This is a genomic window from Polaribacter sejongensis, assembly GCF_038024065.1.
Classification (GTDB): domain Bacteria; phylum Bacteroidota; class Bacteroidia; order Flavobacteriales; family Flavobacteriaceae; genus Polaribacter; species Polaribacter sejongensis.
In genome coordinates this window covers 3,776,002-3,797,048 of the sequence record NZ_CP150667.1, presented here as the reverse complement: position 1 = coordinate 3,797,048, position 21,047 = coordinate 3,776,002, and the positions used below count along the sequence as shown (strand labels likewise).

General features: G+C 29.8%; 20 protein-coding genes and 1 tRNA gene. 5 read left to right on the top strand and 16 right to left on the bottom strand.

The features are described from left to right. Window positions 1–939 carry a calcium/sodium antiporter gene (locus WHD08_RS15590; RefSeq protein ID WP_208890155.1) on the bottom strand — a complete coding sequence of 313 codons (939 nt, stop codon included), beginning with the start codon at window positions 937–939 and terminating at the stop codon, window positions 1–3. Window positions 940–1,479: 540 nt separating this feature from the next. Between WHD08_RS15590 and WHD08_RS15585 the strand changes: the two genes are divergently transcribed. The 3 genes from WHD08_RS15585 (at window position 1,480) to WHD08_RS15575 (ending at window position 2,013) form a co-directional block, all read left to right on the top strand. Beyond that, entirely contained in the window at window positions 1,480–1,632 is a 153-nt protein-coding gene (locus WHD08_RS15585; protein WP_165732401.1) for an SsrA-binding protein, read from the top strand. Window positions 1,633–1,646: 14 nt separating this feature from the next. Next, window positions 1,647–1,877: a DUF2007 domain-containing protein gene (locus WHD08_RS15580; protein ID WP_165732399.1), complete on the top strand. Its 231-nt coding sequence runs from the start codon at window positions 1,647–1,649 to the stop codon at window positions 1,875–1,877. A 59-nt stretch (window positions 1,878–1,936) separates the two neighbouring features. Next, window positions 1,937–2,013, top strand: a tRNA-Arg gene (locus WHD08_RS15575). Window positions 2,014–2,099: 86 nt separating this feature from the next. Here the strand turns inward: WHD08_RS15575 and WHD08_RS15570 are convergent. The 5 genes from WHD08_RS15570 to WHD08_RS15550 form a co-directional block, all read right to left on the bottom strand. After that, entirely contained in the window at window positions 2,100–2,576 is a 477-nt protein-coding gene (locus tag WHD08_RS15570; RefSeq protein ID WP_208890156.1) for a DUF4625 domain-containing protein, read from the bottom strand. 59 nt (window positions 2,577–2,635) lie between these two features. Next, window positions 2,636–3,406, bottom strand: coding sequence for a DUF4625 domain-containing protein (locus tag WHD08_RS15565; RefSeq protein WP_208890157.1), 771 nt, complete (start codon window positions 3,404–3,406; stop codon window positions 2,636–2,638). A gap of 25 nt (window positions 3,407–3,431) precedes the next feature. Further along, window positions 3,432–4,253, bottom strand: coding sequence for a hypothetical protein (locus tag WHD08_RS15560; protein WP_208890158.1), 822 nt, complete (start codon window positions 4,251–4,253; stop codon window positions 3,432–3,434). 43 nt (window positions 4,254–4,296) lie between these two features. Beyond that, entirely contained in the window at window positions 4,297–6,654 is a 2,358-nt protein-coding gene (locus WHD08_RS15555; RefSeq protein ID WP_208890159.1) for a TonB-dependent receptor, read from the bottom strand. A 243-nt stretch (window positions 6,655–6,897) separates the two neighbouring features. Beyond that, window positions 6,898–7,140 (bottom strand): hypothetical protein, encoded by a 243-nt coding sequence (locus WHD08_RS15550; RefSeq protein ID WP_165732366.1) that lies wholly within the window; start codon window positions 7,138–7,140, stop codon window positions 6,898–6,900. Between the two features lie 361 nt (window positions 7,141–7,501). On the opposite strand from WHD08_RS15550, the gene WHD08_RS15545 reads away from it, so the two are divergent. After that, window positions 7,502–8,386 carry a ChaN family lipoprotein gene (locus WHD08_RS15545; protein ID WP_208890160.1) on the top strand — a complete coding sequence of 295 codons (885 nt, stop codon included), beginning with the start codon at window positions 7,502–7,504 and terminating at the stop codon, window positions 8,384–8,386. Between the two features lie 81 nt (window positions 8,387–8,467). Here the strand turns inward: WHD08_RS15545 and WHD08_RS15540 are convergent, their stop codons facing one another. From WHD08_RS15540 to WHD08_RS15515, 6 genes are all read right to left on the bottom strand, one after another. After that, entirely contained in the window at window positions 8,468–9,913 is a 1,446-nt protein-coding gene (locus WHD08_RS15540) for a M16 family metallopeptidase (RefSeq protein ID WP_208890161.1), read from the bottom strand. 10 nt (window positions 9,914–9,923) lie between these two features. Next, entirely contained in the window at window positions 9,924–11,240 is a 1,317-nt protein-coding gene (locus WHD08_RS15535; RefSeq protein WP_208890162.1) for a M16 family metallopeptidase, read from the bottom strand. Window positions 11,241–11,300: 60 nt separating this feature from the next. Continuing rightward, the gene (locus WHD08_RS15530) at window positions 11,301–12,884 is read right to left on the bottom strand and encodes a DUF6850 family outer membrane beta-barrel protein (protein ID WP_208890163.1); all 1,584 of its coding nucleotides are present in this window, start codon (window positions 12,882–12,884) and stop codon (window positions 11,301–11,303) included. After that, window positions 12,868–14,109, bottom strand: coding sequence for a DUF4876 domain-containing protein (locus WHD08_RS15525; RefSeq protein ID WP_208890164.1), 1,242 nt, complete (start codon window positions 14,107–14,109; stop codon window positions 12,868–12,870). Before WHD08_RS15525 ends, WHD08_RS15530 begins: the two co-directional genes overlap by 17 nt. A gap of 21 nt (window positions 14,110–14,130) precedes the next feature. Then, a complete protein-coding gene (locus WHD08_RS15520) occupies window positions 14,131–17,019 on the bottom strand; it encodes a TonB-dependent receptor (RefSeq protein WP_208890165.1) in 2,889 nt (962 codons plus the stop codon). A gap of 145 nt (window positions 17,020–17,164) precedes the next feature. Then, window positions 17,165–18,343, bottom strand: coding sequence for a FecR family protein (locus WHD08_RS15515; RefSeq protein ID WP_208890166.1), 1,179 nt, complete (start codon window positions 18,341–18,343; stop codon window positions 17,165–17,167). 109 nt (window positions 18,344–18,452) lie between these two features. Between WHD08_RS15515 and WHD08_RS15510 the strand changes: the two genes are divergently transcribed. Continuing rightward, a complete protein-coding gene (locus WHD08_RS15510; RefSeq protein WP_208890167.1) occupies window positions 18,453–19,031 on the top strand; it encodes an RNA polymerase sigma factor in 579 nt (192 codons plus the stop codon). Between the two features lie 259 nt (window positions 19,032–19,290). Here the strand turns inward: WHD08_RS15510 and WHD08_RS15505 are convergent, their stop codons facing one another. The 4 genes from WHD08_RS15505 to prmA all read right to left on the bottom strand — a co-directional run bounded on the left by WHD08_RS15505 (window position 19,291) and on the right by prmA (window position 21,001). Next, window positions 19,291–19,488, bottom strand: coding sequence for a hypothetical protein (locus tag WHD08_RS15505; protein ID WP_165732350.1), 198 nt, complete (start codon window positions 19,486–19,488; stop codon window positions 19,291–19,293). Between the two features lie 101 nt (window positions 19,489–19,589). Beyond that, the gene (locus tag WHD08_RS15500) at window positions 19,590–19,862 is read right to left on the bottom strand and encodes a hypothetical protein (protein WP_208890168.1); all 273 of its coding nucleotides are present in this window, start codon (window positions 19,860–19,862) and stop codon (window positions 19,590–19,592) included. A gap of 17 nt (window positions 19,863–19,879) precedes the next feature. Beyond that, the gene (locus WHD08_RS15495; RefSeq protein WP_165732346.1) at window positions 19,880–20,155 is read right to left on the bottom strand and encodes an ATP-dependent Clp protease adaptor ClpS; all 276 of its coding nucleotides are present in this window, start codon (window positions 20,153–20,155) and stop codon (window positions 19,880–19,882) included. A gap of 9 nt (window positions 20,156–20,164) precedes the next feature. Beyond that, the gene (prmA, locus tag WHD08_RS15490; protein WP_208890169.1) at window positions 20,165–21,001 is read right to left on the bottom strand and encodes a 50S ribosomal protein L11 methyltransferase; all 837 of its coding nucleotides are present in this window, start codon (window positions 20,999–21,001) and stop codon (window positions 20,165–20,167) included. Window positions 21,002–21,047 lie beyond the last annotated feature (46 nt).

Below are 21,047 nucleotides of genomic sequence, written 5' to 3'. Positions count from 1 at the left end.
TTAAAGAACTAAATAAATAAACAATACATACCCTAAAAATAAAAAGACACCCTTAAACCTATTTAAAATAAACTTCTTAGGTAAAAACACTAACAATAATAAAGCAGCAGCAAACCCTAACATCCAAAAAATATCTCTAGATAAAATCTGGGCTTCTGTAACAGGTATTTCTTTAATAATAGCTGTTAAACCTAATACAGAAGCTATATTAAAAATATTAGAACCAATTAGGTTCCCCAAAGAAATTGCTTTCTCACCCTTCATAGCGGCAATAACAGAAGCAGCTAACTCAGGCACACTAGTTCCAATAGCAATCATTGTAATAGAAATAACACCTTCACTAATCCCCATATTCTGAGCAATATCTTTTGCACCGTTCACTAAAAATTCCGATCCAAAATAAAGCGCAACACCTCCTATTAATAACCATCCAAATATTTTACCATAACCTATAGAAGCCAAAGCATCATCTACCTCTTCTACATCCACATCTTCTTTTCTTGCACTTCTTATCAATACAAATAGAAAAACAGCCAACCCAACTAAAAGAATAACACCTTCTAACTGTGTTAAAACACTGTCGTTCCATAAAAAGTAATACAAAACTAAAGAGAAAAGCATCATTACAGGCCAATTAAGCTTATAAAAGTCTTTACTAACCGCAATAGGACCAATTAAAGCTGTGATACCTAAAACCAACCCAATATTAGCAATATTAGAACCTATAACATTGTTTAAGGCAATAGCTGGCGATCCATCTAAGGCAGCTTGTAAACTAACTAATAATTCTGGTGCAGAAGTAGCAAAAGAAACCACCGTCATACCAATTACCATTTTAGATATACTCAACTTAAAAGATAAACCGATAGACGATCTTACCAAGAACTCACCACCAACAACTAATAAGATTAATCCAATAATAACATAAAAAATACTCATCAATTTTATTTTTTGCGAAGATACATTTTTATCACTTTAAGAAGAAAATAAAAAATGAAAAGCCAAAAAGTATTCATTTTAAAAATAGTTTTCCCTTTACTTTTAAAAAAAGCACAAATCTCTCCCTTTAAAACCTAACACTTTTTAATAATAAAAACATATTACAATTACAATAAACAACAAAAAATAAACAATACTAATTACACATTATTACATATAACACGATTTTAGTTGTAAATAAAAAATCAATTTGATTAATAAGTAATAGTTCTCTTGGAAACAAGCCTACAGTGGTTATATATTGATAAAACAATTTCGAAATTGACCTAAATTACTAACCTTAAAACCCAAACTATTATGATTCTTATTATAACTAAATTTATTAAAGACCTGTCTGATATTATATTTCTGATTTTATTATAACAAAAAAATAACAGAACTAGATTATGAAGAGAGAAAAAAGTAGCTTATCTTTAAACAACTCAATCTTTAAACACTGAGTTGTTTATTTTAGTAAATTTGAAAGCTAATTTACAACTCATGAAAAAACAAGTTTTTAAAACACTTGCAAAGATTAATAAATTAATTTTACCTTCCTTTACAAAAAAAGGATTGGATATTTCTAAAGCATCTAAACTTCAATTAGCTATTATTGGATGGAGAGCTTTTATAACTAAAAATTCATTAACCTAAAAAAAAACAATATTATGTCAGAAGATTATACAAAAGTATTTACTGATAATTCTATATTAGTAAACAGATTAAAACACTTACTAGACGAAGCAAATATCGAATCTAAAATCATTGATCGTGTGGAGTCTGGAAGATTGGCTGGTTTTGGAGTACCTACAAACTCCGTAGAATTATTTGTACTAAATAACGACCTAGAAAAAGCGCAATCTATTGTCGATTTATTTAAAACTGAAATAAATTCATAAAAAAACTAGAATTATCTTTCTAATTTAAAAAAAGGATACTATATTTGCACCCGCTTAACGGCCATGTGGCGCAACTGAATAGCGCACTTGATTACGGCTCAAGAGGTTCTAGGTTTGAATCCTAGCATGGTCACCAATAAAACCAGTACTTTACAACGATTTGTAAATTACTGGTTTTTTCATTTGCAGAATATTTGCCTACTTTTATATAATTAAGATTCTTTAAATAATCTTTATATCTACAGAAGTTCTACTTTGCCAACCTGTTACATCTGTTACAGAATACGCACAGTGATAATCTCCCGTATCTATATCATTAGGAATTGTAATTGAAATATTAATTTCATGAGTCATTACTCCGTCTTCGACCGAATAGTTTTCCATAAATATTAATGGATTTACAGATGTTTTTATAGCCTCTAAATCACATTGTACTCCCTGATCGTCATGTGTATGGTGGTCAAAATTATGGTGAATATCAATACTGTAAGAAGCTAATTCTTTATTATCTGTAACCTGAGCTCTAAAACTATAAGTTTCCCCTCTTGAGAGTTCAGTACAGCCCTGAGGAAACCCTTCATTATAATTAATAGTAATTGTTGGTTTATCTAAATCCTTATCAATGCTATTATCTTCTGAACATGCAGCAATGCATATTATAAATGATAAAAAACAAATATATTTTAGTGTAAATTTCATTTTTATAGAATTAAAACCGCATAACAACATTTAATGTTATGCGGTAATTTTATTTTTAATTAAGCCGTAACGTCAATATGTGTTTCATATTCTTTCGTATTTCCATCTTCATCTTCTACTGTAAAAATGATATGATACTCACCAACTGGGGCAGTTGCAGGAACATCTATATGCTCATGAAACTCAATAGAAGTTTCTTCATGGTACTTCTCTAAAAACTCTTGTTCAAAATCCCATTCTACCTCTCCATCAGCAACAATAAGTCCATGAGCATGTGCATCAACAGAAACACTGTGAATACCATTTACAGCATCTATTAAAAATTCTGCATGAAAATCACTACCTCTAGCAACCGTTTCATCTATAGAAACCTCACTTAATGTAATAGGTTCTAAAATTTGTATGTGCCCATCTACTTCTGTACTATTCCCTAACTCATCTGTAACTGTTAACTCTACATGATATTCTCCTGCAGGAATATTTGAAGGAACATCTATATGTTCATGAAAAGTTGGATTAATTACCAAGTACTTTGTATCCGTAAATACTTGCTCAAACTCCCATTGAACCTCATCCTCTCCTAAAACCAAATCATGAGCATGGATAGAAAGCGTAATACTACTTACAATAGCTTCTGCATTAATTTCTGCTTCTAAATGAATATCCGATCCTTTATAAGCTACTTGATCTGTAGTATGCTCACTCCCTTTTCCGTACTCAAAACCTGATATTATTGGAGCATTTAAGTCCAAGGTTTCATCACTACTACAAGAATGTAGTGTAAATCCGATAAAAGCGATTACTGCTAAAAATTTAAAATTTGTTTTCATGGTGTTTATTTAATTTAGTTTATAATTATTCTACGATGCTTAATGGAACAGATAATTTTACTGCTTCCTCTCCTTGTTCTTGTACATATATATTTAACCAATAATCTCCAAGTGGAAAACCTGAATCTATTGCCATGTGATAATGAATATGTGGATTACTCTGATTCTCATAAAGATTTTCCGGAAGTATAATCACTATTGTATCCCACTCACCTACAGCTACATTTTGCCCTTCTCTCCATTCTTCGAACCATAATTCATACTTTATCTCACTTATCGTATTGCTACCTGCGTTATAATAAAATTCGGTATCGATCTCATCACTTCCTGCAATAACCTTATTATCTACCCCTACTTCTACCTCTGAGAACTTTTTTATTATTTCAAATTCTTTAGTGATATAACTTTCTGAATTATCTTCTTCTATTACCGTAATCTTTAAATTATAAACACCTTCCGAAGGCCTTACCGTTGGAAAAGTTTCGTTTGAAGAATCAAAAAGAATATGATAATGTATATGTGGATTTAATTGATTTAAGTAATAACTTTCTGGCACTAAATAAACTAATACCTCCCAGTTTACTTTGTCCGCACTTGGCTCACTTACATTTACAGGATTAATATCAAAATAGATCTTTTTTACTTTGGTTTTCCCTGTATAATCAAATTCTATATGTAAGTCTGGATTAAACTGAGGTACTTTAAAATCGGTATTTCCAATTTCAAGACCTTCAAACCTTTCGGGATTTTGATCTATGCTATTTTCTAAATCCTCATCATTTTCACAAGACTGCAAGGAAAACCCTACAAAAGCTATAATTGCTAAAAATTTTAAATTCGATTTCATTCTTTTCATTTGTTTTAATTTAATTATTGGTTATTGATTAATTTTAAAAAGGTACCGTTACAGATAAGGATAGATTTCTACCTGCTTCTGGCACATCTATCAATCTGTAAAAACTAGTATGATTGTAATATTTTGTATCGAATACGTTATTTAGTTTTAAACGCATATGTACAGGATCATTATTTTTAAATAGATTTACCTCAGCTAAAAAAGACATATTTAACACCTGATAACCTGCCGTTTTTTCTTCTGGAGGCACAATTTCACCCTGAGACGCAGTCATTCTAAAATCTGCTACTAATTGTGGTTTCTTAAAAAAGGACACATTTTTAAATTGATAATTAGCAGACAGCAAGCCCGATAATGGTGGAGAAAAAGGTAGTGTAAACCCTTCTTTTGGTCCGCTAGTTTGTCTAGAATACACATACTCTATAGAAGCATCTAATTGCAAGTTTTTAGATATTGTGGTATTTGCTCTAAACTCTCCTCCTACTCTAAAAACTTTGGCTTGTGTGTATTCATAAATCTGCAAAGTTTCGTAATAATTAGAAGTAGGATTTAAATAAATATAGTTTTGAAATATATTTACAAACGGACTCACACCAACACTAAACGATTTTCTAGTATGATCGATATCAACATCTAATTGATAGGATATTTCTGGGTCTAAATCTAAATTCCCTCTTTCATAACGATACATGTGATAGTTCACTCCGTCTGATGCCAGTTCATTAGCCAAAGGCATTCTAAAACTTCTACCCACATTTACTTTATACGTGGTATTATTGTTAATATAACTAACACCTAAAGAAGCACTTAAACTACCAAAATCCAGAACCTTATCTTGTGCTCTCTGTAAATATTTATAGGAAGTAGAACCGTCTTCATTATTAATTGTTGACGGAAACCAATCATTATAAGATTTGGTATCTATCAATCCTAAATCATAACGAACACCTGCTAAAATGTGTAAGTTAGGTTTGATTTGAAAATGATCATAGCCAAAAACACCTGCTGTAAAACGGTTATACTCCGGAATTAAAAATCCCCAACCTCCAATATTATTATCTTGATATTCCGCATTAACACCTAAAACCATATCGTGTTGATCATTTGATTTAAACGCATCTTTTATATTTAAAGAATAGGTGCTTTTATTAAAGACCCGTTCTTTTGTGTCTGAAGGTTTTGGCATATAACCATGCGGAACTGGTTCTGAGTGTTCTTCTCTACGGTTGTTCTGGTAACCAAGATCAAAATGTATTTTGTGATTATTTGTGTTTATAGTAGTATTGTTGGTAATTTTAAAGTGATTTACTTTATGAAAAGGCAAATCGATATCTCTATTAGAACGATCATAATCGATAGTAGAAGTTCTTACTTCTAAACCATGTGCATTTGCAAAAAATCCGTTTTTAGCATTTACATTACTAAATGTAGTTTCTGATGTAATTTTATCAGAAACATAACCAATACTTACACTTGCATCTGCTTCATTCCCCGCAGTATTTCTTAAATTATTATCATGTAAATCGAAAATGTAATTTTCATAATTAATTTTATCTGTCGGCACCTTATAATCTCCGTAATCTCTATACGTTAATCTACTTCTGTAAAACCAATTCTCTTTTCTAGATTGAATCCCTGCAGAAATTCCTAATAAATCATTATTACTTTCTCCCAAAATATTTACTTCTCCACTAAAAGAATTTGGTAACGGAATTTTATTAGGCTGAATATCTATAACACCAGCAATAGCATCTGATCCATATAACAAAGAAGCAGGACCTTTTATAATTTGGATGTTGTCTATACCTTGTTGGTCTATTTCTAAACCATGATCATTTCCCCATTGTTGCGCTTCGTGTTTTATACCATTTTGTACTACAGCAACTCTATTAAAACCTAAGCCTCTAATTGTAGGTTTCGATTGCCCAGAACCAATACTAATTGTACTAACTCCTGGTATTTTACTTAAAGTTTGCATCAAACTATTTTCTCTATTATTATCTAAAAACTCTTTAGAAACAACATGAGAAACAATCGGATTCTCTTTTAGCACTCTTTTTTTTGATTTTCCAAAAACCTTAATTTCATCTAAAGACGTAGACGATTCTCTTAAGAAAACGGGCATGGTAACTATTTTAGATTTTACAGTGACTGTAACCGTTTTAGCTTCGAAACCAACATGAGAAATCTTGAAAGTATAAACACCTTCTTCCTTAAGATCTATTGTAAATTCCCCGGATTTAGATGAAATTGAAAATGAATGTTCTCCTACAACATTAACACCTTCTAAAGGCTGTAAGTTGTTATCATTTAACACAGACCCTTTTATTTGATAAGAATCTTGCGCAAACGCACTAGAGCACAGGCTAAAATATAGCCATATACTCAACATATTTTTAAACATAATTGTATACTATAAGATTTGAACATTTGTTCTTAAAAAAGAACCACGACAAAATCTATACATACATAAAGACTAACCAATAGCTTGTTTTATAAACTGACAAATAATAGCAATTAAGGTGTTTAAAACATCCATAAAAAAATGAATTGAATAAACCACTCAAAAGAAATCAATTGAATAAACACAGAACTAATTACTTATAGAATTCATAAATAATATGCATAGAAAAACTTATACTAAAAAAGGTGGAGGTCGAGAAAAGAGTTCTCTTGGAAAAGTATTCTTAGAAATAATACTTTTATAGTTTGTTATTACTTCTTTCTGAATAAAAAATTCAATATTTTTAAATTCGAGATCAGGTCCATCCGAACTAATTATTGGAGTTAGATTGTTTACAATCGCATTATCACATACTGCACAATATAGTGCATGCTCTTTATCATCTGTATGAGACAAAGCATGTAAACCTGCCATTTTCATTGATAGAAAAAGAACAAGAAACAAATAAGTGATACTATTTTTTAAGCGACTGAATTTCATTAAGACATTAAATAATGATTTAATTATTTTATCTACAAATACTTTTTACAATTAAATATAAAAAGACCTTACTACTACTAAAGCAATCAAGTTGCGTTAATGCAATTGCAAACATATTCTATTTTTAATATTATTGCAACTAAATTGCATTAAAATAATAAAAAGAAAAACTCATTAGATAAACTACCTAAAATAGCGTGAAAAACAATAATTAAAAAGCTATTTATATTTAACAATCCTTTAACTACAACCTTTTATATCATCCTCTAATTTCGCAAACCTAAACTAACAAAACATGAAATATTTAATACTTACAACTCTCTTATTTATATCTCTAATAAGCACGACCAAAGCACAGGATAAACCTGCCTATCAATTATTTAAAAATAATGGAAAGACTGCCAATTATAATAAAATGATTAAAGATCTTGCTGATAGCGATATGGTATTTTTTGGCGAATATCATTACAATCCAATTTCACATTGGATGCAATTAGAAGTTAGTAAAAGCTTGTTTGAAATAAAAGGAAACTCATTATTCTTTGGAGCAGAAATGTTAGAAAGCGGAAATCAATTGGTTTTAAATGAGTATTTATCTGAATTGTATCCAGAAAGTAAGATGATTCCTGAAATGACACAAATGTGGAATAATTACAGCACAGACTATAGACCTTTGGTTGAATTTGCTAAAGAGAATAAGCTGCGTTTTATTGCTACAAACATCCCTAGAAGGTATGCTTCTTTAATTAGTAAAAAAGGAATAAGTGCTTTAAAAGAATTAAGCCCGGAAGCACTTGCTTTAATTGGTCCTGATTTAGAAACATATTTTGATCCTACTGTAAAAGCATATGCAGAAATGGCGGATAATATGGGAGGGCACGTACCTCCAAACATGTTAAATATACAAACAGCACAAGCTGCAAAAGATGCTACTATGGCACATTTTTCTCTTAAAAACTTTACAAAAGGAGATTTATTACTTCATATAGAAGGCTCTTATCACTCAAATTACGAACAAGGTATTATTTGGTGGATTCATAAAATTAAACCTGGATTAAATTTAAAATCGATTACTACGGTTACAAAATCTGAATGGGATAAAATGACCAAAGAAGAAAAAAATACCATTGCCAATTATATTCTTGTAGTTGCAGATAATATGACACAAACAGAAAGTTAGTTTTCTGATTCTAACTTTCTTTTACAATAAAAAATCCTAGAATTACTTCTAGGATTTTTATATTTTTAGTAAACGTTAAGCTTATTCTATTGTATTTCCTTTTTCATCAAAGTATATTACATCTCCAAATTTTTCTAGCGTCCCTTTTAGTTCAGAAACTTTACCTTTAATATAAATAACCGATTTAAAAGGATCTATATATTTTTGAGACATTGCCATAATATCATCAACATTTACTGCATAATATTTTTCTACTTTACTTTGTAAATAATCATCAGGTAAATTATAATCATCTTTTTGCATGGCAAACGTAATATACGGAATTGGGGCAATTGCATTTAAAGATCGTGTATAACTACCAATTAAACTGTTTTTAGCAATTTTTAAATCTGAAGCGCTTACTTTTCCGTTTCTTAATCGCAACATTTCTAAAATGATGTTTTCTATAGCATACGCCGTTTGATTATTACGTACACTTGTACGAACAGTTCCTCTACCACCAACAGCAGAAGCTCCAACAGAAGATCGTATAAAATAACAAAGCCCTTTATCTTCTCTTAAATTTTTATACAAATAGGATAGTTGACTCGCTCCAAAAATTTCATTTAACACTTGTAACTTAATATCATCTTTAAAATAAGTATATGCATCCCCTAAATGCCATCTAAAAGAAATATCAGACTGAACTGCATTTGGCGCATCTACAACCACTATTTTCCTTTTTTTAATAATAGAAGTTTTTTTATTTATAGGGCTATTCTTAACATAAGGTTCTCCAGATTTCCAAGCACCAAAATAACGCATCATTAATTCTTTACATTCTTTTTCTGTAAAATCTCCAACAACTACTATTAAAGAATTATTAGATACAATTCTATCATTTTTAAAGTTTTCAATATCAGAAACTGTTAAACCATTATAATTAGCTTTCACTTTTTCTTGAGTTTCAATAACTTTCTTCTCATTGCCAAATAACAAGGAATCTATAATTTTTTCTATCGAAAACGGCCTTTTAGGTGTATTTACTTTTGATATTTTCTTCTTATCTTTTTCAACCTGTTCTTCTTGTCTTTTTTGAATGTACGCATCCGTAATAACAGGATGTAATAATGCATCTACATACACATCTAACAAAAGGTTTACGTCTTGTTTCATCCCTTTAATTGTACCACCATACATACTCGCATTTAACAAAGCGCCGTAGTAATTAGATATAGAATCAATTTCTCCTTTAGGGTATTTCTCTGATAGTTTATTTGAATACGCTGAATTTAAAATTTTCTTTTCTGCTAATCTTTCTTCCTCATCATAACCCGGTAATTCTATATTTACCGATATTGTAAATTTTGGATACTCTTTTACCGGAGCTAAATAAATACGAAGTCCGTTGTCTAATTGTATCGGAATTAATTTACCTACATTTAATTTTACAGGCTCATCTGCTTCTGGAGGCATAGAACGATCTACTTGTGCAATAGCCTTAAAGCTAAAACAAATAGCAAATATTAATATATAAATATTTTTCATTTTTAATAAATTATTCTGGGTGGTAAACAATTACTACTCGATTCTTTTTATCTAAATATTTTTTAGCAACTCGCTGAATGTCATCCGCTGTTACCTTATTAAAATCATCTATAAGATTTCTAATGTCTGATGTTTTATTATATAAGTGATAATAATTAGTTACCTTATCTGCAAATGTTTCTGCATGATAAAAGTAATCTACATGAGCAGATTCGAATTGCTTTTTTACTTGTTGCAATACAACAGCGTCTACATGCTCATTTTTTAAAAGCATTATTTGTTCCTCTAATTTTTCTAGTAAATAAGGTTCACTATTTTTACTCTCAACATTTGCAGTAATACGCAATGTTCCTTCCTTTTCCCAAAAATCAACTGAAGATTTAATACGTTTAATAATGGTATCTTTCTTTAAATTTAGATGATTTTCAAAATAGGAATAATTACTACTACCAGATAAAATAGCATTTATTATTTGCATTGCAGGAGCATCTGCATCACTTTGTGACATTAACGGATATCCTACTAATATAGATTCTCCTTTTAGGCCTTTTACAGTTCTTTCTGTATGCTTTTCGAGTCCAGATATTCTATCAAACTTTATAGGTCTTTTTATCTTTTTCCCTTTCGGAATATCTTTAAAATAAAGCTTTATCCATTTTTTAGTTTCTTTAATATCAATATTACCAGAAACTACTAAACAGGCATTATTAGGAGTGTAATACGTTTTTAAAAATGCATCAAAATCTTCTTTAGAAGCCGCATTAAGATCTTCCATAGAACCAATCATATTGTGTCCGTAAGTTTCATCAGAAAATAGTTTAGACATCATTTCAAAGTAAGAATTACCCAATGGTTTACTATCGTAACGCATTCTTTTTTCTTCCTTTACAATCTCTCTTTCTCGATTAATACCTTCTGATGTAATTACCGGATGTAACATTCTCTCTGATTCTGCCCAAAGACCTAATTTAAATTCGTGTGCAGGCAATAATTGATAATAATAAGTTACATCATAATTAGTATAAGCGTTGCAATACCCACCAGCATCTAAAATAATACTTTCAAATTTTCCTTGCGGGATATTTTTTGTTCCATGGAATAAAAGATGCTCGTAAAAATGTGCATATCCTGTTTTCCCTATCTCTTCATTTTTAGAACCTACATGGTATTTAGTACCAACAATTACATTGGGTTCGTTTACATCTTTATGAAGAATAACATGCAATCCGTTTGCTAAATCATATTCCTCAAAATGAACATTGTCCATCTTTTGTCCACAAATAACCAGCGGAATAAACAAGATGAACACTTTAAATAATGACTTCATTTTTTTAATTTAAATTTTATAATAACAAGAACTCTTTACAGCAAAAAGCTTGCGTATCCATTAAAAATACAATTTAAGCCCAACCACTAAACTTAGATAATCATCGCTTTTTGAAACGTAATTAATTGTTTCGTTAGATAAGCTTGTCGCTTTCCAATAATCACCAGTAAGAGAACATTCTAAGGTATTTTCGTTTTTAAGTTTTATATTAAAACCTAATTTGGTATTAAAATTAAAAGAACTGGTTCCGGTATAATCTGCAACACTATTACCAATCCAATCTACATAAATATTGTTGGCTGCATAAGGGTTGTGTTGCATATCTAAAACATGATGGTACAAACCAGAAATATTTGTAAAAAATGATGTTTTAGTAGAAACATCTTTATGTAAGCCAAAAGCTACTTTAGGTTCTAAAAACTGATAATCGAATTGATATGCATAGTTTAAATCTAACTGCTCTACATTAGAATAATTCACTCCTAAGCTCACTTTATTCAAGAACTTTTTATAGAATAAAATGTTAGCCTCTGTTTTAAAATTATAGTTGGTAGCATTAAAATTTTTAGCATAATAAGTACCTACCTCTTGCCAAACTTTACCTTTCCCTTTTAAATATTCGGCATTTAGATTAATAGATAATAAACTATTTTTTTTATATTGATTATAAACAACATTAAACTGTTGATTTAAAAAACTATACTTCGTTAACTCATCATTTTCTTCTACTCTAACAATGTTTTTATCAATCCATCTTTCTGTACCGTACTTTGTAGCACTTTCTACAGATAAATCCCAATTATTTTGTTTTAAAAGCCAATGTAATTGCAACTGAGGCAATATTCTTTTTGTTTGAAATCCATTATCAATATTTTTTATATACGAGCCTAAACCGGTGTTTAAATAATAATTTGCAGTAAGCTCTGTATTATTTTCTGGAAACTTATTTCCTAGTTCAGAATCTGTTTTAAAAAACTCTGTGCTTAAGGCCAAACTCAATAAATGTTTTTCGTTAAACTGATAACTTGCTGAAATCTTTCCATTAATTTTTAAAGCCGTTAGCTCATTTCTAGTGTCTGTTTTTCTAAAATAAAAATTGGTGTCATAATTTAAATAACCACCTAAACTCAGTTTAGAATTTACTTTATGAGCCGCACTTATTTCAAAATTATAATTCTGATGATTCCATATACCTGTTGTTTTCTGAAAAAAGTAGTATGGAGAATTATACTCTGAAATTCCGTATGTTAAATTATTTTCTACATCTTCAATTCTAGTATTTAAATATTCTAAACTACCATAAAAAGTCCAATTGGTATTTTCTAAAGCTGCTAAAGAGGCCGTTTTTAAATACAATCCGTTTTGTTTTTTAAACTCCTGCGGATGCCTTAATTTCCCTTCACCATACAAATACTTACCTTCTCCATAAGAAAACTTTTTAAGGTTAGATTGATTGATTAATGACGGTATTTGAAAGTACCTATTTTTAAATTGTTCAAATTGAAAATCTCTCTCAATAACAGACAAACTATCTATAGTTATTGCTGTTTGAGAAAAACTACTGAACACACTTAATAATAAAGAGAATGTTAAAAACATTCTCTTTATTGCTAAATGGTCTATTTTATTAGTTGTTGTAACCATATTTGTCAGGGAAAGCAATTGCTTCAAAATCTACCGTTGAATTATTTGTATCTAATAAAATAGTTCTACCAAAACGAGCAGTAGCTACTTCATCAATTTTTCTTCTATTACTTAAACCTGTATATGAAATTGCTCCATCAGCAGTTAAATAAGTAAAACCACCATCTATTACAGTAGGCATACGTTTATAATCTGCTGCTCCAGAATTATCTAAAATATCTACTCCATCAACTACGTTTTCAATAGAAATTTTCATTAATTTAGAAGTAGTTGTAGCTCCTGGTGCTGTATAATCTACAATTCCTGAAGCATCAAAAGTTGCTTCACTACTTACTAAAACAATACTTCCTGGTGTAGATAATCTAAAAAAGTTAGTACCTTCAAACATATATGTGTTAGTCATGTTTGGTACAGCAGGATTATCTAACTCAAAATAAGGATTTCCTGCACGACCTTGTGCTTCTAACCAATCTACAGAATAATGCTCTAATGTTGCATCTGTATTATCTAACTGTGCATCTGGCGCAGTACTTCCTTCTTTATAATTAACAGCGTTTAAAGCTATTACAATACTTTTACCAGCTGCTACAGGGTAATCTGTTCCTGCTCCTGGTATTTGGCTCATTACATCTGTATACACATAACTTTCATCTGTTAATACAGAATAAATTGCAATACTACCGGTAGAACCAGATCCGCCAAAAAGATTAGCGATGTACATACCATCTGCATATAAAGTTTCTGCTGAATTATTGAAAATTTCAATAAATGAATCTTTAAATAAAGTAATATAACCAGAACCAGCTGTATATACTTCTTTAATTACTAAACCTCCGTCTTGGTTCACCGCATTTACCTCTACTGTTGTTGCTACAGTTTCTTGTTTTGTAATTACAATATTATTTGCAGTACCACTTAAAGTATATTCATCTGTAGAATGTGCTATTACTACGGTATAAGTACCCGCAGAAATATCAGAAAAAGTTGCCAAACCGTTTACATCTGTATTCATAGTTAAAGTAGAATTATCTATGGTCTGTGTAATTGTTACATCTATATCTTCTAATGAAATATCATTAAGACCACTTGCTAATGTTACTTGAACTTCTAAGTTTCCTAAATTAGGAATATCCTCATCACTTTCACAGCTAACTATTACTGATATTAAGAGAAATAATGCGATTAACTTTGTTAAACCTACTTGTTTTAAAATTGTTTTTTTCATGTTGTTGTTGTTGTTTTACTGTTATTTAATTAATAAGGTTAAATTAAAACCTACTGATATTTTATTATTCAATGTTCTTCTACTTCCTAAAAACTCATAAGTTGGGTTGTTCCATGGTGCGTTATTAGCGTAAAAACTAAAAGAATGCCCTTGTTTAGTTTCTTTACGTATTTGTAAATTAAAATTACTGTAAAATGGAGTTGCTGTGGTGGTAAAAGAGTTTTCATCTCTTTTTAAATCATCAAATTCTGGGTTCATTCTATTTTCTTCCGGAATTTCTATATAAGTACCATCTATATCATAATATGCAAACGGATATAAACTTGCACCAATAAACTGGCTACTTTCCTTAAAGTTTAATTCCGCCGAAAGTGTTAACACAAAACGCAAAGAAGGTATATGTTGAATTAAAGTTAAAGTACCAAAACTTCTAATTGCCTTTGTTAAACTATTTTCATAAACACCATATCTTACTGAATTGTCGCCAACAACATAACTAGACTTATCAATATCAAAACCTGTATTTGTTACCACACTTTCTAAATAACTATACCTAAAATTAAACTGCGTATTGGTTGCCTTTATTTTCTTTGGACTTATTGTGGCTTCTACTCCATTGGTAGCAACGTAATAATTGTTGTTCATTACACTTACTGTTCTTGGTATATTGTTTACCTCTCCTGTTGGCGCTACCGTTGGCTGCACACCTATCGGCGCATCTACTACTTCATAAACAGCTTTCGGCAATAATAACAACTCGTCTGTTGTTGTAATACCTCTACGCATGTCTTTTTTAAAATAGGTGAAATTAAAATTCATAAAAGAAGGAGACCAATCAAAACCAACTTCCTTTAAATCGGAATAATTAGGTTTTAAATGCTCGTTTGTAGGCTGATAAACATAGGTTGTTACAATTGCTAAACGCTCGTCTGGATTCTCTGCATAATATTGAAAATTGATATAATCTATATAAGATCTTCCTGGATATAATTGTACCATTGCTGGAGCTTTATACGAAACTCCCCAAGCTCCTCTTGCCGTAAAATTATTATGTTTTGATGAAAAAGACATACGAGGAGATAGCAAGTTATAACGTTCTAACATGTTATCATATCTAAGCCCTAAATTTAATTGTTGATTAGACGCCTCTCCAGATCGTTTTATAATTGTTTGATGATATGCCGAAAAAGTTTTAGAAGCCGGAATTTTCTCAAAAGTTGCAGATCTACTCCCAGCAATATCTTGTGTATGAACAATATTACCAGTTGCAACTCTACCACTACCTGTATTATCATCAAAAGAATACTGCAAACCCGTTTCAAAATTAAAGTCTAAACTCTTAAAACTTGCATTTTGAGAAGCCTCAATTCTTCCATTTAAATTAATGGGCTTTCCTTTAATATCTCTAGTTTGATTAAATGCATTCGGAGAATATGTAGTAGCATAAGTTCCGCTTTCTATAGATTCTATAATTGGGAAAGGTCCGTTAATTACATAAGTATCATAAAAAGAATGTTGATTAACAACACTACCACTAAAATTATAACTTATTTTCCCTAAAAGGGATGAATGAAAATCACCTGAAAGCGTTGCCTGATAAGAAGTACTTTTTACATCCGCTTCATTTTTAAAAACCTCTTCTGGTTCATGGTTGTTTCCATCATCGGAATGCCCTATTCGTAGAGAGGTAAAATGATTCCATTTAACATCTTTAAATACTGGTAATTTCCAACGTAACCCTAAATTAAAACTTTGATAAAATAATTTACGTTCTGTTGGTGCTCCAGAAGAATACGCGTAAGATAAATCTGTATTTAAAACGCCTAATTTATTTAATTCATATCCTTTTGCAACAGATCCCTGATAATTTGTAGATGAGACATTGGCAGAAACAATATAAGGAGATTTACCTACTTTACTTTTTACTAGAATTCCACCAGAAGATAAATTACCATATTTTGGAGATGCAATACCTGTTATAATCTCTACAGATTCTACATTTGCTAAGGTTATACTTCTTAAATCTACACCGCCACCAACTACAGATTTCCCTCCATCTAAAGTAGATGAGTTTTTGGTTTGCATATTTGCATCTGTACTAATTGCTGCACCATCTAAAATAATAGCGGTACCAAAAGAATTTACATCAGAACTTACTGCACTTCGTAAATTAGCTTGTTTAGTAGCCGTTAAGTTTGTTTGCTCCATTTTATTACCAGGAATTAAACTTAACACATCGCCTAAGTTCATTGCCTGAACTTGTTTCATTGCCTGACTACCTATTTTATAAGTAGACGTACCTTCTCTACTTACCGTTTTTTTTGCAGTAACAACAATTTCATCTAAACCTAATAAATCTTCTTTAAGCGTAATTCTAATAGTAGACAAATCTGATTCTGAGGACAAATCAACCTCTTCTGTTTTATACCCTAAAAGGCTTACATTTAATTTAAAATTTTGATGAGGTAAAGTCATCAAAAACGTACCGTTTTTATTTGTAAAAGTTCCTAAATTTAAGTCTCTAACAATTACATTAACATCAGAAAGAGGTTGGTTATTAATATCTACAATTTTACCTCTAACCTCTATTTTTTTAGAAAAATCTCTTTTCCCGATAACAATGGTATTGTTTTTGAGCAATTCTATGTTATAAAATCTTTTAGGTAATGCTTTTATCAATAAGGTTTTTGCTTTTATTATACCTTCTTTTAAATGCATTGGAGAAACATCTTTAAACATATCTGAACGATAAATAAAAGTGTAATCTGTTTGTGCTTGAATAATGTCAAATATTTGATCTACAGTTACGGTTTTGTCCTGAATTATTTTAATTTCCGCATTTTGGGAGACGACATCAATTGGAGTAAAACTAAATACTGTAGAACAAAATAATAAAAATGCTGTCCTCATAATAAAATTTTGAGTTAGCTTTTTGAGCCACTCTTGAGTAAAATTAATTTTCATAAATTTGTAAAGTATTAGTTATGCATTTAATTAATATTTCTTTAGGGATAAAGCGATGTACTTTGAGCGGTATTGACTTTATCCCTTTTCTTTATTTTAATATTATTTTGGTATCGTTTACGAGATAATTTAAATTAGAACTCCTTTTAATAGAATTTAAAGTTTCTTCAAGAGTCATTTTTTTATTTAAAACACCATTAAACTTAATGGTTTCTAATTCCTTATTTTCAAAAACAATATCAATATCATACCACCTAGATAAGACTTTCATGATTTCTTTTAAAGTTTTATTTTTAAAAGAAAAGGCGCCTAACCTCCATGCTGTTTCATTATAAATATTCACTGTTTTTACATTAATTTTCCCTGTTGATTTATCAATAACAGATTGTTGCCCTACTTTTAAATTCTCTTTAAAAGCAAAATTACTAACTGCTACTTTACCTTCAGCTAATGTGGTATATACACTTGCTTCATCTTTATAAGCCTTTATATTAAATTCTGTTCCAAACACTTCTACTTCTTGTAAATTAGAAATAACTTTAAAAGTTGCTCCGTGGTGGTTTTTACTTGATGAAACATCAAAATAAGCTTCACCATACACCAATTCTATTTGCCTAGATTCTCCTTTTTTAAATACTGTTGGATATTTTAATTTGGTTTCAGAATTTAACCAAACTTGCGTTCCATCTGCCAACGTAATTTGAAACTCTCCTCCTCTTGGAGTCGTTAAATAATTATAAGCTATTTTAGACTCTGTCTTATTTGCTTCCACTTTATCTTCAAGATTAATTATTGTTTCTTGCTCTTTTTTATAAATAATCTCTTCTCCATTACTTGCTACCGTCTTATTATTATAAACTGTACCTGCTTCTAAAATAATATTAGATCCATCATCTAATGTTAAAGTTGCTTTATCTACACCAGACTCTACAACAGTTACAAAAGAGTTTAAAACCTCTACAGGTTGCTCTTTATTATAAAAAACATATACATATGAAAACATAAATACAATAACTGCCGCTGCTGCATATCGAGACCAAACGGGGAGAATTCTAAATTTCGATTTCTTTTCAGTATCAATAGAATGCCTTATTTTTTTATAAGCAGTATCTAAATCTGGTTTATTCATTACAGTATCTATATCATAAGAAGCTTTTATGTATTCATCAAATGTTTCTTGATTATTTTCCTTTTTCAGCCACAACCTAAGAGTTTCTAACTCTTGGTCTGTAATTGTATTGGCGATGTATTTTATTATTATTTTCTTCAACAGAAAGGCTGTTTTATTAAATTTATATTAACAATACGTTGATTTAACACTATACCCTTAGTTAAATTTTAATTATGTTTGTTTTTTTAATAATAACAAACAAAACAATTTGAATTTATATTTAGACGATCTTACACTGGCTACTAATATTAAGGTAGGTGATGAAAAAGCATTTAAAACATTATTTGATCGTTATTATAAAAAACTTGTTGACTATGCATTGTCCTACACAAGTAATCTGCATGAGGCAGAAGACATTGTGCAACAAACTTTTATAACTCTTTGGACTCATAGAAAAAACATTAACACAACAAAACCTATTAAAAGTTATTTATACAGAATTACCCATAACAGCTATATAGACACTTATAGAAAAAAGAAACATAAAGAAAGTTTTTTTGATGAAATTAAAGAACGTGCTTTAAGAGATAGAATTAATGATGATGATGAAATAATAGAGCAACGCATTTTAAAATTAAAAATCATAATTGAATCTTTACCAGAAAAGAGCAAAGAAATATTAAAACTTAATAAATTTGATGGACTTAAATACAAAGAGATAGCAGATCTATTAGGCATTTCAATAAAAACAGTAGAAGCACATATGTACACGGCTTTTAAGAAAATACGTAAAGCATTTAAGGGTGATGATTTCTTCTTATTTCTTCTATTTAAAATTATGCGTTAATTCTTAATTTTTTAAAAATATTATTCATCTACTTTTAGCACCTATTTACATTATTATACATATCTAACCATTATTACTATCCCAAAATAAAAGAGTAAATTATAAAAGCATCATTATTTAGCTCTAGTTATTTTCTGCAAATATACTTTATTATTCTTATTTAGACTTAATTTAAATAATAATCTTAAAACGATATAAATAGAAAAGACCTTGAACAAATGTCCAAGGCCTTTTCGTCTAACCAAACTTAGTATAAAAACTAACTACTACTATCTTTAAGGATCTTTCTAGACCCGTATATCAATCCTAAACTTATTAAAAACAAAACACCTATTAAATTATCTATAGGCAATCCCGGAGGAGGTGGCGGACCTGCAGGCATAGGAACAGCTTGACTATATCCTAACGCAGGAACCATAAAAATTATCACTAATAAGAAAGTAAATTTTTTAACCATATATATTGCTTCTTATCTATAAGACTCATATTGTTTATAAAAGTCACTACAAATAAAAAATAAAATAGGTATTTCTAAAAAGTTATTCGGTGAAAGGTACTTTAGTGAAGGTATTGCTTAATCATTATTCGGTGAGCAGGGATGCTCTTATCGTAGTTTTCTACTAATAATTCTAATATTTCTGGGGCATTTACTCCAATATCATTTTTTTGTAGATATCTAGATACATATAAATTATATGTATCATTATTCTTTTCAAAAATTAAAAAATGAGTTTCATTTAATTCTGAATAACAAATTTCATTCCCAGAAAAAGTATCAGATGTATCTAAAAAGAATGGTGAGAACTCGTAATATTTAAAAACATTTTCCATAAACTACTTATTTTCAATTATACTAATTCTGCCGATAAACCTAATTGTAATAATTTAGAGCATCTTGGTTCTAAATCTTTAAGTTCTCCAGATTTAACGGTACATTTTCCTTTATAATGCACTAAAGTAGCACACTGCTCTGCTTGCTCAAATGAATGTTCACAAACAGTAACTAAAGATTCTATAACATGATCAAAAGTATTTACATCATCATTATGCAATACTATCTCATGCTGAAAAACCTCTTGTTCTAAGACATCTACCTCTTCTTGTATTTTTTCTTTTGTACTCATTTTACAAAATTACAATTTATTGTATTTTAATGCAACCCAATTATTTCTTTCTATAACAGTTTCTAATTTTAAATTGTATTTAGAAACCTCCGCATCTATAACAGGTATATCATCTTTATAAAAGCCACTTAATAAAAGCACGCCGTTATCGTTTAAACAATTGGTGTATGCTTGCATATCCATCAATAAAATATTTCTATTGATGTTGGCAATAATAACATCATATTTTTTATCAACTAAAAGCGCTGCTTCTCCTTCAAAAACTGAAATATTTTTACAATTATTTCTCTCAACATTTTCTACAGAATTTTCATAACACCAATTATCAATATCGATAGCATCAATAGGATTTGCTCCTTTCATTTCAGCAAAAATTGCTAAAATTCCGGTTCCACATCCCATATCTAACGTTTTTTTACCTTCTAAATCTAATTGCAATAAATGCTGTACCATCATGTGAGTCGTTTCATGATGCCCAGTACCAAAACTCATTTTTGGCTCAATTACAATATCATATTTTAAATTAGGGTTTTCATGAAATGGTGCTCTAATACTTACCACATCTTCCACTTGGATAGGTGAAAAATTCTTTTCCCATTCTGCATTCCAGTTAGTTTGCTCAATCTCCTTTTGATCGTATTCTATAGAAAACTCTTCAGAATTTAAAACAAAAATATCATCTAAAACAGTAGCGCTCCAATCGTCTTTTTGAATATAAGCTGTTACTCCGTTTTCATTTTCAACAAAACTCTCAAAACCAACCTCTCCTAATTCTGCAATTAAAATTTCTGTTGCTGGTTCTTTTGGTGTAACTGTAAAATTGTATTCTATATAAATATTGTCCATAAATGTCTTGTAAAAAAAATGCATCGAGATTTTAAAATCTCGATGC